This is a genomic window from Pseudomonas sp. PSB18 (genome assembly GCF_014596565.1).
Lineage (GTDB): Bacteria > Pseudomonadota > Gammaproteobacteria > Pseudomonadales > Pseudomonadaceae > Aquipseudomonas.
Genome location: NZ_NOIN01000002.1, coordinates 698649 through 713644 on the forward strand (window position 1 = coordinate 698649; position 14996 = coordinate 713644).

12 protein-coding genes are annotated in these 14996 nt (G+C 61.4%); 5 read left to right on the plus strand and 7 right to left on the minus strand.

The genetic code is table 11. The features are described 5' to 3' along the window. The first annotated feature begins 14 nt into the window (after positions 1-14). Positions 15-1244: a nucleoside recognition domain-containing protein gene (locus tag CGA22_RS07240; RefSeq protein ID WP_041020754.1), complete on the plus strand. Its 1230-nt coding sequence runs from the start codon at positions 15-17 to the stop codon at positions 1242-1244. Between the two features lie 33 nt (positions 1245-1277). Here CGA22_RS07240 and CGA22_RS07245 read toward each other — a convergent pair whose 3' ends face one another. The 6 genes from CGA22_RS07245 to CGA22_RS07270 form a co-directional block, all read right to left on the minus strand. Continuing rightward, positions 1278-2285, minus strand: coding sequence for a DUF5924 family protein (locus tag CGA22_RS07245; RefSeq protein WP_041020755.1), 1008 nt, complete (start codon positions 2283-2285; stop codon positions 1278-1280). A 228-nt stretch (positions 2286-2513) separates the two neighbouring features. Continuing rightward, positions 2514-3890 carry a M16 family metallopeptidase gene (locus tag CGA22_RS07250; protein ID WP_041023166.1) on the minus strand — a complete coding sequence of 459 codons (1377 nt, stop codon included), beginning with the start codon at positions 3888-3890 and terminating at the stop codon, positions 2514-2516. A gap of 58 nt (positions 3891-3948) precedes the next feature. After that, positions 3949-5607 carry a Na/Pi cotransporter family protein gene (locus CGA22_RS07255; protein ID WP_041023167.1) on the minus strand — a complete coding sequence of 553 codons (1659 nt, stop codon included), beginning with the start codon at positions 5605-5607 and terminating at the stop codon, positions 3949-3951. A 333-nt stretch (positions 5608-5940) separates the two neighbouring features. After that, positions 5941-6708: a TerC family protein gene (locus CGA22_RS07260; RefSeq protein WP_024778426.1), complete on the minus strand. Its 768-nt coding sequence runs from the start codon at positions 6706-6708 to the stop codon at positions 5941-5943. Positions 6709-6783: 75 nt separating this feature from the next. After that, positions 6784-8091, minus strand: coding sequence for a CitMHS family transporter (locus CGA22_RS07265; RefSeq protein ID WP_041023168.1), 1308 nt, complete (start codon positions 8089-8091; stop codon positions 6784-6786). 421 nt (positions 8092-8512) lie between these two features. Further along, positions 8513-8839 carry a DOPA 4,5-dioxygenase family protein gene (locus CGA22_RS07270; protein ID WP_024778428.1) on the minus strand — a complete coding sequence of 109 codons (327 nt, stop codon included), beginning with the start codon at positions 8837-8839 and terminating at the stop codon, positions 8513-8515. 74 nt (positions 8840-8913) lie between these two features. On the opposite strand from CGA22_RS07270, the gene CGA22_RS07275 reads away from it, so the two are divergent. Continuing rightward, a complete protein-coding gene (locus CGA22_RS07275; protein ID WP_041023169.1) occupies positions 8914-9573 on the plus strand; it encodes an NAD(P)-dependent oxidoreductase in 660 nt (219 codons plus the stop codon). A gap of 187 nt (positions 9574-9760) precedes the next feature. Here CGA22_RS07275 and CGA22_RS07280 read toward each other — a convergent pair whose 3' ends face one another. Further along, positions 9761-10711 (minus strand): choline sulfate utilization transcriptional regulator, encoded by a 951-nt coding sequence (locus CGA22_RS07280; RefSeq protein ID WP_041023170.1) that lies wholly within the window; start codon positions 10709-10711, stop codon positions 9761-9763. Between the two features lie 114 nt (positions 10712-10825). Here CGA22_RS07280 and betC point away from each other — a divergent pair, with 114 nt between their 5' ends. The 3 genes from betC to CGA22_RS07295 all read left to right on the plus strand — a co-directional run bounded on the left by betC (position 10826) and on the right by CGA22_RS07295 (position 14950). Then, entirely contained in the window at positions 10826-12340 is a 1515-nt protein-coding gene (gene betC / locus CGA22_RS07285) for a choline-sulfatase (RefSeq protein WP_041023171.1), read from the plus strand. A 19-nt stretch (positions 12341-12359) separates the two neighbouring features. Then, positions 12360-13280, plus strand: coding sequence for a choline ABC transporter substrate-binding protein (gene choX, locus CGA22_RS07290; protein ID WP_041023172.1), 921 nt, complete (start codon positions 12360-12362; stop codon positions 13278-13280). 101 nt (positions 13281-13381) lie between these two features. Then, complete coding sequence (locus CGA22_RS07295) at positions 13382-14950, plus strand: SulP family inorganic anion transporter (RefSeq protein ID WP_041023173.1); 1569 nt, start codon at positions 13382-13384, stop codon at positions 14948-14950. Positions 14951-14996: the final 46 nt, after the last annotated feature.

Consider the following 14996-nt stretch of genomic DNA (forward strand, 5'->3'; position numbering starts at 1 on the left):
GGGGGATTTAACCGATGCTCAATGGCCTGTGGCTTGGCTTCTTTATCGTGGCGGCCGTCTCGGCGCTGATGCAGTGGCTGGTGGGTGGCAACGCCGGCATCTTCGCGGCGATGGTGGAAAGCATTTTCGCCATGGCCAAGCTGTCGGTGGAGGTGATGGTCCTGCTGTTCGGCACCTTGACCCTGTGGCTGGGATTCCTGCGGATTGCCGAAAAGGCCGGCATCGTCGACTGGCTGGCCAAGGCCCTCGGCCCGCTGTTCCTGCGGCTGATGCCGGAGGTGCCACCGGGTCATCCGGCCATTGGCCTGATCACGCTCAACTTCGCCGCCAACGGCCTGGGCCTGGACAACGCCGCCACCCCCATCGGCCTGAAGGCCATGCGTGCCCTGCAGGACCTGAACCCCAGTCCGACCATCGCCAGCAATGCGCAGATCCTGTTCCTGGTGCTCAATGCCTCGTCGCTGACGCTGCTGCCGGTGACAATCTTCATGTACCGCGCCCAGCAAGGCGCGCCGGACCCGACCCTGGTATTCCTGCCAATCCTGCTCGCCACCAGTTGCTCGACCCTGGTGGGGCTGCTGTCGGTGGCCTTCATGCAGCGCCTGCGCCTGTGGGATCCGGTGGTGCTGGCTTACCTGATCCCGGGTGCGCTGGCGCTGGGCGGGTTCATGGCATTGCTGGCGACGCTCTCGGCCACGGCTCTGGCGGGCCTGTCCTCGATCCTCGGCAACCTGACACTGTTCGGCCTGATCATCCTGTTCCTGGTGGTAGGCGCCCTGCGCAAGGTCAAGGTGTACGAAGCGTTCGTCGAGGGAGCCAAGGAGGGGTTCGACGTTGCCAAGAGCCTGTTGCCGTACCTGGTGGCGATGCTGTGCGCGGTCGGTGTACTACGGGCTTCGGGAGCGCTGGATTTCGGTCTGGACGGTCTCAGGCACCTGGTGCAGTGGGCCGGCTGGGACACGCGTTTCGTCGACGCCTTGCCGACCGCCATGGTCAAGCCGTTCTCCGGCAGCGCCGCCCGGGCGATGCTGATCGAAACCATGAAGACGTCCGGCGTGGACAGCTTCCCGTCCCTGGTGGCGGCAACCATCCAGGGCAGCACCGAGACCACGTTCTATGTGCTGGCGGTGTACTTCGGTGCCGTGGGCATCCAGCGGGCGCGGCATGCGGTGGGCTGTGCGCTGCTGGCGGAGCTGGCCGGCGTGCTGGGGGCCATCGGGGTCTGCTACTGGTTCTTCGGCTGAAGACAGATTTTGTGGGAGCGGGCTTGCCCTGTCTCAGTCCGTTACGTTGAACCGCAGCACCCCGATCATCTGCCCATTCTCCGTCAGCACCCGTACCTGCCATTTGCCTGTCGGGTTGTCCGGGAAATTCTGCTTGTGGGTCCAGGCGCGATAGCCTTCCTTGCGTCCGCCATGAATGTCCAGGGCGATGCGGTCCACTTCTTTGCCGTTGAACTGCCAGACGTGATAGATCCGCTCATCCAACCCCCGCGGCGCATTGATGGCGGTATAGGCATACAGGCCGTTGCCGCGGATCTGCGCGGCGCTGACTTCCTTGAGGCTGTCGCCGGGTGTGCGGTCTTCCAATTGCGTGCTGATCGCCACTTCGGTCATCCACAGCGTGGCCGGCGGTACCCAGGAGCGCAGCACCCATCCGGCGGCGCCAATCCCCAGGGTGATGCACAGAATCGCCAGGGCGTTGCGCACGGTGCGAATCGGAAAGATCGAGGCCAGGCTCGGGAACGACAACAGCATGGAGATGCCCAGCGCGAGCTTGAAGCTCTGGTCGGTGGTCAGGTGCATGATGATCGGCAGCGCGGTGAGCAGGGCGGCGAACAGTGTCAGCGTGTGCAACGCCAGGAACGCCCAGCGTCGGGGCGCCAGCCATTTGTAATACAGCGGATCGGTGATTGAAATCAGCCCTGACGCCCCCAGCAAGCCGGTGAAAATCAGCTGGCTGCTGTTCCAGGTGGTGGTGATCAGGAAGAACGGCAGGACAAAGAACAGGCTTTCCTGGTGAATCATCTGCGTGGCGTAACGCAACAACGGCTGCGGTATTTCCCGCTTGAAAATTCGCGCGAACAGCCGGGTCAGGCTGTTTTCCAGCATCAGCCAGAGCCAGCTCACCAGCATCAGGATGGCGATCCAGGTTGCCAGGCTTTGCTGGCGGTCCACCAGTATGAAACTGCCGGCGCCGGAGATGAAACCGCCGAGCGCAATGACCCCTGGGTAGCGCTTCATCAATTCAAGAATGCGCTGGATGTAATGAGTCAGGGTCTGCATTAGGCGGTTTCACAGTAAGTCGTAGGAAATATCCCTGACAGAGTAGCGTCCAGGCATCGTTGTGACGAGCAGGCTTTTGTGGCGAGGGGATTTATCCCCGCTGGGCTGCGAAGCGGCCCTTAAACCTGACGTCTCGGTGTGTCTGACGGATCGAGTTGTCTGATTTGGGGCCGCTTCGCAGCCCAGCGGGGATAAATCCCCTCGCCACAAGAACTCAGTGCATGAGGGTCAGGTCTTGCGACGCAACCGCCACGCCACCAACCCTAACAGCAACAACCCCAGCAAGCCGCTCACCCCCCACACCAGCTCATCGTCACCGAGCAACGGCTTCTCGATGCGCAGGTAGCCCGGGTCCTTGAGCAGTTCGCGCAGGGCCTGGTTGGCCTGTTCCAGGCTTACCGCCTGCAAACGCACGGCCGGGTTGGCGAAGCGGCCGTCTTCATAGTCGCCCAGGGCGCCCCAGTAATAATCGGCCAGCGCACTGTTACCTTGAACTGCCCAGGTCTGGTGGGCAATGGCTGCCCGTTTGATGCGCATGAAGCTGTCGGGGTCCAGCCCGTCCTTGAGCAATGTCCTGCGCAATTCTTCGAGTGCCTGTTCCGCTTGCGGCAGGTCTTCGCGGGCCAGGTCCGCGTTCAGGCTGAGAAAGCCGACGCCACCGAACACTTCACGCTCCACCCACGGGCCATAGGACAGGCTGCGGGCCAGGCGCAGCTGGCGGTAAAGGGCCCAGTCCAGATAATTCTTCAGCAGGTCGAAGGTTTCGTCGTGTTGCTGTTCCAGCACCGGCTCCGGGAACAACCAGTGCAGCTTGGCGCCATCGCCCACCAGGCTGCGGATCAGGTTGCGCTTGGTGACGGCGCTGTAGCGGATCTGCGGTAATGCTTCATGGACACTGGGCTCGACCGGTTTGAGTTTGCCGTAGGTTCGCTCCAGGTAGGCCGGCAGCAAGCGATCGAGGTCGCCGACCACGATCAGCGTCATGTTGTTCGGCGCATACCAGGCTTTGCGAACCTGTTCGAGCCGGGCGAGGGTGTGGTGCTCGACCTCGGCCCGTTCCGCGCAGCGCAGGCCCAACTCCACCGCCAGCTGGTTGCTGGTCTTGTGTCCCAGGTCCTGGCGGTCGAGCCAGCGTTGCAGGTGGGTGTAGTGGCCGCCGTCCTCGCGTTCGACCACCCGTTTCGCTGCCTCCAGGGCCTTTTCGTCGATGCGGGTACGGGTCAGCACCGCCAGCAGCAGGTCGAGGATCTTGCGCTGATTGCTCGCCGGGGCCTCGATGACAAATGTGGTGTCGGCATTGCTGGTGAACGCGTTCCACTCGCCACCCAGCGCTTGCATCCGCTCTTCCAAGGCGCCTTCGCCACCTTCATCGACCCCGCTGAACAGCGCATGCTCGAGCAGGTGCGGCAGTTCCTTGTCGGCGCAACTGAAGTCATCCAGGCCTACACCCACCACCAGCCGGATGGCGACGTGGCCGCGTTCGCTGCCGGGCTTGAGCAGCAGCTGCATGCCATTGGGCAGCGTGTAGCCTTCGACCTGGAACCGGTCGAGGGCCACCGCAGGCAGCGAACCGAACAAGAAAAGAGCGAATAACAGACCACGCATAAACGGCTTCCCGGCGACTGACAGTCCAACCCTACTGACTGAACAATGCGCCAGATGTTCAAGGCGAGTGGGTAATGTCGGACATTTCATCTGCCGCCAGGGCACCGATCTCGGCCGTTTCCAGCACCACGTAGGCGCTGCCGCAGAACAGCGAATTGAGGCGCCGCATGTCAGCGATCAGGTCCAGGTGCAGGGAACTGGTCTCCAGGCTTTGTACGATCTTGCGTTGCAAGCGGCTGACGTGGGCATGGGCCATTCGTCTTTCCTGGGCACGAAAGCGACGTTTCTCACGCAGCAACTGGCGGGCGCTTTCCCGATCGCCACTGAGAAACACCGACAAGCCCAGCCGCAGGTTGGCGATCAAGTGGCTATGCAACCCCGCCAACTCTTCCAGGCCCACCTCGGAAAAGGACAGGCGTTGCGAGGTTTTCTGCTGCTGGACCTTGCGCAGCATGCGCTCGATGAGGTCGCTGCCGAGCTTCAGGTTGATCGCCAGCTCGATGATCTCCGCCCATCGGCGACTGTCCTGTTCACTGAGGTCTTCGCGGGGCATCTGGGCCATATACAACTTGATGGCACTGCACAGCACCTCGACATCATCGCTCACGCGCCGCACCTCCTGGGTGAGTGCCGTCTGCTGGCCGCGCAGCACGTCGAGCATGGCTTCGAGCATGTTTTCGATCAGGTCGCCGATGCGCAACGTCTCCCGGGCCGCATTCGCCAGGGCCAGGCTCGGCGTGGCGAGGGCCGTGGGATCCAGGTGCCGGGGCTTGGCGGTGCCATTGGTTTCCGCGCGCTCGGGCAGCAGCCAGGCGCATAACCTGGCCATCGGCGCGACGCTGGGCAGCAGCACCAGGCAGCGCACGGAGTTGTAGAGCAGGTGAAAGCCGATGACGGTTTCCTGAGGACTGAAATCCAGGCTGTCCAACCACCCGACCAGAGGGTCGAGCGCTGGAATGATCAGCAGCAATCCAATCAGCTTGTACAGCAGGCTGCCCAGCGCGACCTGCCGTCCGGCAGCGTTCTGCATGCTGGTGCTGAGGAACGCCAGCACGCCGCTGCCGATGTTGGCGCCGATCACCAGGCCGATGGCCACCGGCAGGCTGATCACGGCCGCGCCGGCCAGTGTGGCGGTCAGTAGCACGGCGGCCAGGCTCGAATAGGAAATCATGGCGAACAGCGCACCCACCAACGCATCGAGCAGGATGTCGCCGGTCAGCGAGGCAAAGATCACCTTCACGCCTTGGGCCTGGGTGATGGGCGCGGCGGCTTCGACGATCAATTGCAGCGCGAGGATGATCAGGCCCAGGCCGATGGAGACGCGGCCCATTTGCCCGACGCGGGTCTGTTTGCGCGACAGGAAAAAGATCACCCCGAGGAAAATCAGCAACGGCGACAACCACGACAGGTCGAGGGTCAGCACCCGGGCCATCAATGCCGTACCAACGTCGGCACCCAGCATGGTCGCCAGGGCAGGGGTCAGCGCCATCAGGCCCTGGCCGACAAACGAGGTGACCAGCATGGCCGTAGCGTTGCTGCTCTGGACCATGGCGGTGACCATGATGCCGGCGACAAATGCCAGCCAGCGCCGAGACATGTTCTGGCCGATGACGTGGCGCAGGTTGGAGCCATAGACCCGCAGGATGCCGGTACGGACGATATGCGTACCCCAGATCAGCAGGGCCACGGCGGAGAGTAGATTCAGCAGGGTCAGCATGAGAGGCCCCCTGTTAGCGTCTCAAAGAGACAAGTTGACGATGCCACATCGTTCTTCTTTGTACTTAAGCTGTAGTTGGCGAACGGTTCGAGCGCCAGCATTGCACAGCTAAAGAATTGATTGAAACAAAACTGTCATAAAAACGGGCGAAGGCCACAATGATCCCCTGTGGGAGCGAGCTTGCTCGCGATAGCGGTGGGTCAATCGACACTGTTGTAACTGAGAGGACGCTATCGCGAGCAGGCTCGCTCCCACAGGTCCGGTGTCCAGGGCACTTTCCTGCGGGCATGAAAAAGGGGCTCCAAGAGCCCCTTCGTTCATTGCGCCATCCCGTTACTGACCCGGAACGTCCTTGCGCAGTTTCACCGGATCCTGCTGCTTGCGCTTGCGTGCAATCGCGGTGCGCATCTTGATGTTGATCGCCTCCACGGCCAGGGAGAAGGCCATGGCGAAGTAGACATAGCCTTTAGGTACATGGACGTCGAACGACTCGGCGATCAGCACGGTACCGACCACCAGCAGGAACGATAGCGCGAGCATCTTCAGCGATGGATGCTTGTCGATGAACTCACTGATGGTGCCCGAGGCCAGCATCATCACCAGCACGGCCACGATGATCGCCGCCACCATCACCGGCACATGGGAGACCATGCCGACAGCGGTGATGACCGAGTCCAGGGAGAACACGATGTCGATGATCGCGATCTGGATGATGGTGTAGAGGAAGTTGCCACCCTTGCCCGACGGTTGATCGTCGCTTTCGTCGTCGCCTTCCAGTGCGTGGTACATCTCCTGGGAGCTTTTCCACAGCAGGAACAGGCCACCGAAGAACAGGATCAGGTCGCGACCGGAGATGCCCTGGCCGAACACTTCGAACAAATCGGCAGTCAGGCGCATGACCCAGGTGATGGACAGCAGCAACAGGATCCGCGTGATCATGGCCAGGGCCAGACCGAAGATCCGGGTACGCGCCTGCATGTGCTTGGGCATGCGGCTGACCAGGATCGAGATCATGATGATGTTATCGATGCCCAGGACGATTTCCAGGGCGGTCAGGGTAAAGAAGGCAACCCAGATTTCCGGGTTGGTCAGCCATTCCATGTGAGTTCCTTTGAACGAGTGTTAGGCCGCGCCGCGCTTCGGAATAACAGGAGCGCGGCGCCGCGGGTATTGCTTTTATAGAGTGCTGAACAGCGGAAAGATCCCCATCAGCAAGGCGGCGAACATTATGCACAGGCAAACCAGCACTGCCCACTTCAGGGTGAAACGCTGGTGATCGCCGAACTCGATCCCGGCCAGGGCCACCAACAGGTAAGTGGACGGAACCAGCGGGCTCAACAGGTGGACGGGCTGGCCGACGATCGAGGCACGGGCCATTTCCACCGCCGTGATGCCGTAATGGCTGGCAGCTTCGGCGAGAACCGGTAACACCCCGTAATAAAATGCGTCGTTAGACATGAAGAACGTGAACGGCATGCTCGCCAGCGCGGTAATCACCGCCAGGTACGGGCCGAGGAAGTCCGGGATCACCGCCAGCAGGCTCTTGGACATGGCGTCGACCATGCCGGTACCGGACAGGATGCCGGTGAAGATACCCGCCGCGAAAATCAGCCCGACCACCGCCAGTACGCTGCCGGCGTGCGCCGCAACGCGGTCTTTCTGCTGTTGCAGGCATGGGTAGTTGACGATCATCGCGATACTGAAGGCCACCATGAACAGCACCGGCAGCGGCAACAGGCCGGCGATCAGGGTGCACATCAGGGCCAGGGTCAACGCGCCGTTGAACCAGATCAGCTTCGGACGGCGAGCGTCCGGGAACTGGGAGACGCTGATCTCGCTGTGGTCGATTTCATCGTGGGCCAGCTGCAATTCACCCAGGCGCGCACGCTCGCGTTTGCCGTACATGTAGGCAATCGCCAGGATCGCCACCACACCGAATGCCATCGCAGGAATCATCGGTACGAAAATGTCGGACGGATCCACGTGCAACGCACTGGCCGCACGGGCCGTCGGGCCGCCCCAGGGGGTCATGTTCATCACGCCACCGGCGAGGATGATCAGGCCGGCCATGATCCGAGGGCTCATGCCGATGCGGCTGTAGAGCGGCAGCATCGCGGCCACGCAGATCATGTAAGTGGTCGCGCCGTCACCATCGAGGGAAACGACGAGCGCCAGAACGGCGGTACCGACCGAAACTTTCAGCGGGTCACCCTTGACCAGCTTGAGGATCTTGCGCACGGCCGGGTCGAACAGGCCGGAGTCGATCATCAGGGCAAAATAGAGAATCGCGAACATCAGCATCACCCCGGTCGGGGCGAGCTTGGTGATGCCTTCGAGCATCATCGGGCCGATCTTCGGCGCAAAACCACCGAACAGGGCGAACAGGATCGGGATGATGATCAGGGCGATCAGCGCGGACAGGCGCTTGGTCATGATCAGGAACATGAACGTGATGACCATGGCGAAGCCAAGGAAAGTCAGCATGGGAAATACTCCAGGCGTGGCGCGGCGAGGTTAAGGCGACCGGACAGGTCAGCGCAGAACGTGAGACACGAGGCGGACGGATGGAGTGGGTGCAGCAGGACGGGTAGCAGCGGACATCAGAATCACCATTGTTGTTGTTAAAAAGGCCAAACGGGTCGCGGAAATCCGTTTCTGGCCACCGGTCTTTTGCCGGTAGTGAGGCGATCCTAATCGCGCAAGCTTTCAGCCAGCTTTCGCTGCAGGCTATGGTTTTTCCGCTGGTCGGGGTCTGTGGGGAGCAAGGCTGTAGGAACAAGGCAGTGGAGCAAGGCTGTGGGAGCAAGGCTTGCCCGCGATGAAGCTGACGCGGTCGTCCTGGATGCCGGGTGAACCCTGTCGCGAGCAAGCTTTGCTCCCACAGGTCGTCCTGCCTCAGTACATTTCAGAACACCGAAAGATCCAACGGCCGCATCGCCCCCATCCAGATCGCATGGTCGGTATGGTCTGCCAGCTCATCGCCGGTGTTCGGATGCAGAAAGATCACCAGCCCTTTGCGATAGAGCGCCAGCCACGGCAGCACCACCCCGATGTACTGCGGATCGAATGACAGCTGGCAGCTCCAGTCCGGATGGGGCCCGACCGGGCGCTCGTGGACGCGGCCCATTTTCAGCGGGAACAGACGCGAGGCTTCCTCACACAGTGCCCGCGCCTGGTCGATGGTGCTGGCATCGAAGTAAACATGGGCGTGGTAGCCCTTGATCCGTTGCATTGTCACTCCTTGCGAACCCTCGCCGTTTCCCGCAGGTCAGAGGCTTATACGCGGTAAAAAAGGGAAAAACAGCCATGAAAAACGCCGAAACCCCGGTGATCAAAGTGGTGCTCTATGGTGCCATGAGCAGCCTCGGCAGTGCGTTGATGGCTGAAATGCTGCGGCGCCAGCATGAAGTCATTGCCGTTCTCGATGATCTCACGGCCCTGGCGCCACGTCCGGGCCTGCGGACCAAGACCGGCGATCTTTATGACCCTGAACGGGTCAAGCAAAGCGTGGCCGGCGCCGATGCGGTGATCTGCCTGCTGAACGCACCGGGATTACCGATGAACAGCGAGCATGTGGAACGCACGCTGATTCCAGGTCCCGTGGAGCAGGTCCTGGCGGTGGATGCGCTGGTTGCCGGCATGCAGGCGGTGAACATTCCCCGGTTGTTTCTTGTGGGGGATTTCGCCGTGCTCGACGAAGACGAAGGTGAGGATGACTTGCAGCGTCATGCCGCCGAGGAAATCCTCGATGCCCTGCGCAACAGCCCATTGCAATGGACCCTCGTCAACTCGCCTTATGCTGTTGCCGGGTTGAGCATCGAGCATTTCACCCAGGTCAGCACCAGCCTGGAACCGGGCATGGCCGAATCCCTGGAGCGGCTCAACCGGGTGGCCGTCGGCATTGCCGATGAGCTGCGCTTGAATCTGCATGTGGGCCAGCATGTCAGCTTTGTAGCCGCTACCTGACGACCGTGTAAAACCTGTGGTGAGGATTGCTGTTTGTGGCGAGGGGATTTATCCCCGCTGGGCTGCGAAGCAGCCCCAAAAAAAAACAGGGCCGCTTCGCGCCCCAGCGGGGCGGTGCGACGTTTCGCTAAATCCCCTCGCCACAGTAGTTTTTCTTTGGCTATGGAAGTGCCTTCACCTGCAAGTCTCAAACAGCAATGGATGGCAACGGCAACCCCGTGAGCGACTCGCCGCTGTTGGCCTGTTCTTCCATCAGCCAGTCCACAAACTGTCGGATCAAGGCTCCACGCCGTTTACGCTGGGGCAGGACCACGTAATACCCCAGGCGCGACAGCACCGTCTCGGCGATGGGGCGACATAGCAGGCCCTGAGCCAACAAGTTATCCACAAGGTGGCGCCAGCCGATGGCAACACCTTGGCCGCCGATCGCCGCCTGGATCAGCAAGGTGTAATTGTCGAAACGCAGTTGCCCCGGCGCTGGCGGCGAGGTGATGCCCAGCTCGCGGAACACGCCATTCCAGTCGAACCAGTGACTGCTGTTGCCGCCGCGCAGATGCAGCAGTGGAAACTCCAACAAGGCCTGGGCGGGCAGGGGCAGGGGACGTTCCTTGAGCAGCAACGGGCTGCACACCGGGAAGACTTCTTCGCTGAACAGCCAGCGACTTTCGCCCTGTTTGAAGCGACCGTCGCCGAACAGCACGGCAACGTCGATATCGGTGCGCAACATGTTGTGGTTACGCTCGCTGGTCACCAGGCTGACGTCCACCTGCGGGTTGGCAGCGTGAAAACGATGCAGCCGCGGCATCAGCCAGTAGGCGGCGAAGGCGAAGTCGGTGGCGACCTGCAACACCTCATGCTGATGTTGAGCGGTGATCGCGCTCAATCCTGCATCGATGTTCTGCAAACCGGCCTGCACCTGTTCGAACAGCGTCGCCCCGGCCTCGGTCAATTCGATGCCACGGTAAATGCGATCGAACAACCGCGTGCCGAGTTGTTCCTCCAGGCGTTTGATCTGCTGGCTGATGGCCGGCTGTGTGGTACCCAGCTCAATCGCCGCGGCCGTAAAGCTTCGTTGCCTGGCCGCTGCTTCAAAGGCCCGAAACAGATCCAGGGACAGGTCACCCAAGGCGTCATACATAAGCTGTGCTTATCCTAGTCATTATCCTGCATGGGCTTTACCCCAATAGCTTGGGGGGACATGCTCAATCGCAGCAATTTCGCATAACCGCTCACTATGGAATGCCGCGATTACATGAAGCGCAAGAACATTCTTTTCATCATGGCCGATCAGATGGCCGCGCCAATGTTGCCGATCTACGGTCCTTCGCCGATCAAGCTGCCGAATCTGTCGCGCCTGGCCGACCAAGGCGTGGTGTTCGACGCCGCGTATTGCAACAGTCCGCTGTGCGCACCGTCGCGCTTTACCCTGGTGAGCGGCCAGTTGCCCAGCAAGATCGGCGCTTATGACAACGCCGCGGATTTTCCGGCCGACGTCCCGACGTATGCCCATTACCTGCGGCGCCTCGGCTACCGCACGGCGCTGTCCGGCAAGATGCACTTTTGCGGGCCGGACCAGCTGCATGGCTACGAAGAACGCCTGACCAGTGACATCTACCCGGCCGACTACGGCTGGGCAGTGAACTGGGATGAGCCGGACGTGCGGCCGAGCTGGTACCACAACATGTCTTCGGTGCTGCAGGCCGGGCCGTGCGTGCGTACCAACCAGTTGGATTTCGACGAAGAAGTGGTGTTCAAGGCGCAGCAGTACCTGTTCGACCACATCCGGGAGGATGGCGACCAACCGTTCTGCCTGACCGTGTCGATGACTCACCCACACGACCCGTACACGATTCCCAAGGCTTTCTGGGATCTGTATGACGACAACGACATTCCGCTGCCGCAAACCCCGGCGCAAACCGAGCTCGACCCCCACTCCCAGCGACTGCTGAAGGTCTATGATCTGTGGGACAAGCCGCTGCCTGTGGATAAGATTCGCGATGCGCGCCGTGCCTATTTCGGTGCTTGCAGCTACATCGACAGCAATGTGGGCAAGCTGCTGCAAACCCTTGAGGACACCGGCTTGATCGAGGACACGATCATCGTGTTCTCCGGCGATCATGGCGATATGCTCGGCGAAAAAGGGCTCTGGTACAAAATGCATTGGTTCGAGATGTCCGCGCGGGTGCCGCTGCTGGTCAGTGCCCCGGGTCAATTCGCCAGTGGCCGGGTCAGCGCGGCGGTGTCCACCGCCGACTTGTTGCCCACTCTGGTGGAACTGGCCGGCGGTACGCTGGAGCCTGGTTTGCCGTTGGACGGCCGTTCGCTGGTGCCGCACTTGCAAGGGCAGGGCGGGCACGACGAGGTCTTTGGTGAATACATGGCCGAGGGCACCATCAGCCCGTTGATGATGATCCGCCGTGGCCAGTGGAAATTCATCTACAGCGAAGATGATCCGTGCCTGTTGTTCGATGTCCGTAACGACCCCAAGGAACTGGAAGATCTCAGCCAGTCACCTGAACATCAAGCCCTGTTCGCCGATTTTCTCGCCGAAGCCAGGGCCAAGTGGGACATCCCGACCATTCATCGACAGGTGCTCGCCAGCCAGCGGCGCCGTCGTTTCGTCGCCCAGGCGCTGACCCTGGGCAAACTCAAGAGCTGGGATCACCAGCCGCTGGTGGATGCCAGTCAGCAATACATGCGCAACCACATCGACCTCGACGATCTGGAGCGCAAGGCCCGTTATCCACAACCCTGCCAAAACCAATAACGAACGTAAGGGGAAGCACATGCAAAAGTTATCCACAGTACTGGCCGCTGGGCTGTTGGCGTTGAGCAGTGCTTCGGCGTGGGCCGAGCAGAGCTGCGAGACGGTGAAGATGGCTGACCCGGGTTGGAGCGATATCGCGGCGACCAATGCCATCACTGGTTTCCTGTTGGAAGGCATGGGCTACAAGCCCAAGGTCGACACCCTCGCGGTGCCGATCACGTTTGGTGGCCTCAAGGATGGCCAGGTCGATGTGTTCCTGGGCAACTGGATGCCGGCGCAGCAGGGGTTCTATGACAAATTCGTGGCGAACGGGGATGTCACGCAATTGGCCAAGAACCTGGATGGCACCGAATTCACCCTGGCCGTTCCGGACTACGTCTGGGACGCCGGTGTGCATAACTTTGCCGATCTGAACAAATTCGCCGACAAGTTCGAGAAGAAAATTTACGGCATCGGTTCCGGCGCCCCGGCGAACCTCTCCCTGAAAGAAATCATCAAGACCAACGATTTCGGCATGGGCGACTGGAAACTGGTGGAGTCCAGCGAGCAGGCGATGCTGGCGGAAGTGTCCCGGGCCGTGAAGAAACAGAAGTTCGTGACCTTCCTCGGCTGGACGCCGCACCCGATGAACGTGCAGCTGAAAATGCACTACCTCAAGGGCGGCGAGAAGTACTTCGGCGATACGGGCAGCGTTTATACCCTGACCCGCAAAGGTTATGCACAGGCCTGCCCGAACGTGGGCAAGCTATTGACCAACCTGAGCTTCACCCAGGAAATGGAAAACAGCATCATGGCCGAGGTGGTGAACAAGAAGGTCAGCAATGCCGAAGCGGCCAAGGCCTGGATCAAGGCCAACCCGGCGGTGTTGGACAAGTGGCTGGATGGCGTGAAGACGGCGGATGGGCAGGAGGCGTTGGCGGCGGTGAAGGCCAAGCTGTAAAGGTTCGGCTCCTGGCGAACGGCTCTTGTGGCGAGGGAGCAAGCTCCCTCGCCACAGGGTCAACCTGATACTCTTGCGCCACCCCCCATCCTTGAGGCCCCATGGCAATCCCCACTCGCCATTCACTGTTCCCTTTCCTGAGCTGGCTGCCCCGGCAGACCCGGGCCAGTGTCGGCCGTGACCTGATCGTGGGTTTGAGCGGCGCGATCCTGGCGTTACCGCAGTCCATCGCCTACGCCCTGATTGCCGGGTTACCCCCTGAGTACGGCTTGTACGCCGCGATCGTGCCGGTGCTGATCGCCTGCCTGTGGGGTTCGTCATGGCATTTGATCTGCGGTCCTACGGCGGCGATCTCTATTGTCCTGTACGCCAGCGTCAGTCCCCTGGCCGTGCCCGCAAGCCAGGACTACATCACCCTGATCCTGTTGCTGACGGTACTGGCGGGCATCTTCCAATGGTTGTTGGGCCTGTTACGTTTCGGCGCCTTGGTGAACTTCGTCTCGCACTCGGTGGTGCTCGGTTTCACCTTGGGCGCGGCGGTGGTGATCGCACTGGGGCAGTTGCCGAACCTGATGGGTCTGGATCTGCCGAACGAGGCCACGGCCTTGAAAGGCGTGCTGATGTTGCTCAGTCACCTCGGCGCTGTGGATAAGCCTTCGTTGCTATTAGGCTTGGGGACGCTGGTCCTGGGTGTGTTCCTCAAGCGGCTGCTGCCGCGCTGGCCGAGCCTGTTGATAACGTTGGTCATCAGTAGCCTGGTGGTCTGGTTGTGGCCAGCCATGTTCGGGCATGTGGCGCTGGTCAGCGCCTTTGCCGGGCGCCTGCCGCCGTTCACTGCGCTGCCACTGGACCTGGATCTGATACTGCGCCTGCTCCCCGGTGCCGTCGCGGTGGGCATGCTCGGGCTGGTCACCAGTCTGTCCATTGCCCGTTCGTTATCGGTGCGCTCCGGGCAATTGCTCGACGCCAATCAGGAAGTCAGGGCGCAGGGGCTTTCCAACATCGTGGGCGGGTTTTTCTCCGGCTCCCTGTCAGCCGGGTCCTTTACCCGTTCCGGCCTCAGTTATGACGCGGGGGCCTGTTCCCCCCTGGCCGGGGTGTTCTCGGCATTGTGGGTGGCCTTGTTTGCGGTCGCCGGTGCGAAACTGATCTCGCACATTCCGATTCCGGCAATGGCCGGCAGTATTCTTTTGATTGCCTGGGGGCTGGTGGATCATCGCGGCATCCGGGCGTTGTACCGGGTGAGCCGGGCCGAATTCGTGGTGATGAGCCTGACTTGCCTGGCCACGTTGCTGCTGGAGCTGCAGACGGCCATCTACGCCGGTGTGCTGGCGTCGCTGTTTTTCTACCTCAAGCGCACGTCACAGCCGCGGGTGCAACATTCCCATGAAGGCGAGGCGGATGTGCTGCGGGTGGGCGGTTCGATCTTCTTCGGAGCCAGTCATTATCTGCAGGTGCGCTTGCAACGCTTGCAGAGGCAACAGGTGGTGATCGATGCCCAGCAGATCAACTTCATCGACTATTCCGGGGTGGAAATGCTGCACCAGGAAGCCCGCCGCCTGGGTGCCCAAGGGCGCAGCCTGACCTTGCGCAGGGCCAGGCCCCATGTGGTGGAGGAGTTGAAGAAGCTGGAAGGGCCGGAGAAGTGCCCGATTCACTTCGAGGATTGATACGGTCAGCGCTGTGGGAGCAAAGCTTGCTCGCGATGAAAGCGAC

Excerpts from the sequence above, each read along its gene's own strand:
- CGA22_RS07280 (WP_041023170.1), bottom strand. The coding sequence starts at position 10,711 with ATGTATGACGCCTTGGGTGACCTGTCCCTGGATCTGTTTCGGGCCTTT.
- CGA22_RS07260 (WP_024778426.1), bottom strand. The coding sequence starts at position 6,708 with ATGGAATGGCTGACCAACCCGGAAATCTGGGTTGCCTTCTTTACCCTG.
- CGA22_RS07240 (WP_041020754.1), top strand. The coding sequence starts at position 15 with ATGCTCAATGGCCTGTGGCTTGGCTTCTTTATCGTGGCGGCCGTCTCG.
- CGA22_RS07270 (WP_024778428.1), bottom strand. The coding sequence starts at position 8,839 with ATGCAACGGATCAAGGGCTACCACGCCCATGTTTACTTCGATGCCAGC.
- choX (WP_041023172.1), top strand. The coding sequence starts at position 12,360 with ATGCAAAAGTTATCCACAGTACTGGCCGCTGGGCTGTTGGCGTTGAGC.
- CGA22_RS07245 (WP_041020755.1), bottom strand. The coding sequence starts at position 2,285 with ATGCAGACCCTGACTCATTACATCCAGCGCATTCTTGAATTGATGAAG.
- CGA22_RS07275 (WP_041023169.1), top strand. The coding sequence starts at position 8,914 with ATGAAAAACGCCGAAACCCCGGTGATCAAAGTGGTGCTCTATGGTGCC.
- betC (WP_041023171.1), top strand. The coding sequence starts at position 10,826 with ATGAAGCGCAAGAACATTCTTTTCATCATGGCCGATCAGATGGCCGCG.
- CGA22_RS07250 (WP_041023166.1), bottom strand. The coding sequence starts at position 3,890 with ATGCGTGGTCTGTTATTCGCTCTTTTCTTGTTCGGTTCGCTGCCTGCG.
- CGA22_RS07265 (WP_041023168.1), bottom strand. The coding sequence starts at position 8,091 with ATGCTGACTTTCCTTGGCTTCGCCATGGTCATCACGTTCATGTTCCTG.
- CGA22_RS07255 (WP_041023167.1), bottom strand. The coding sequence starts at position 5,607 with ATGCTGACCCTGCTGAATCTACTCTCCGCCGTGGCCCTGCTGATCTGG.
- CGA22_RS07295 (WP_041023173.1), top strand. The coding sequence starts at position 13,382 with ATGGCAATCCCCACTCGCCATTCACTGTTCCCTTTCCTGAGCTGGCTG.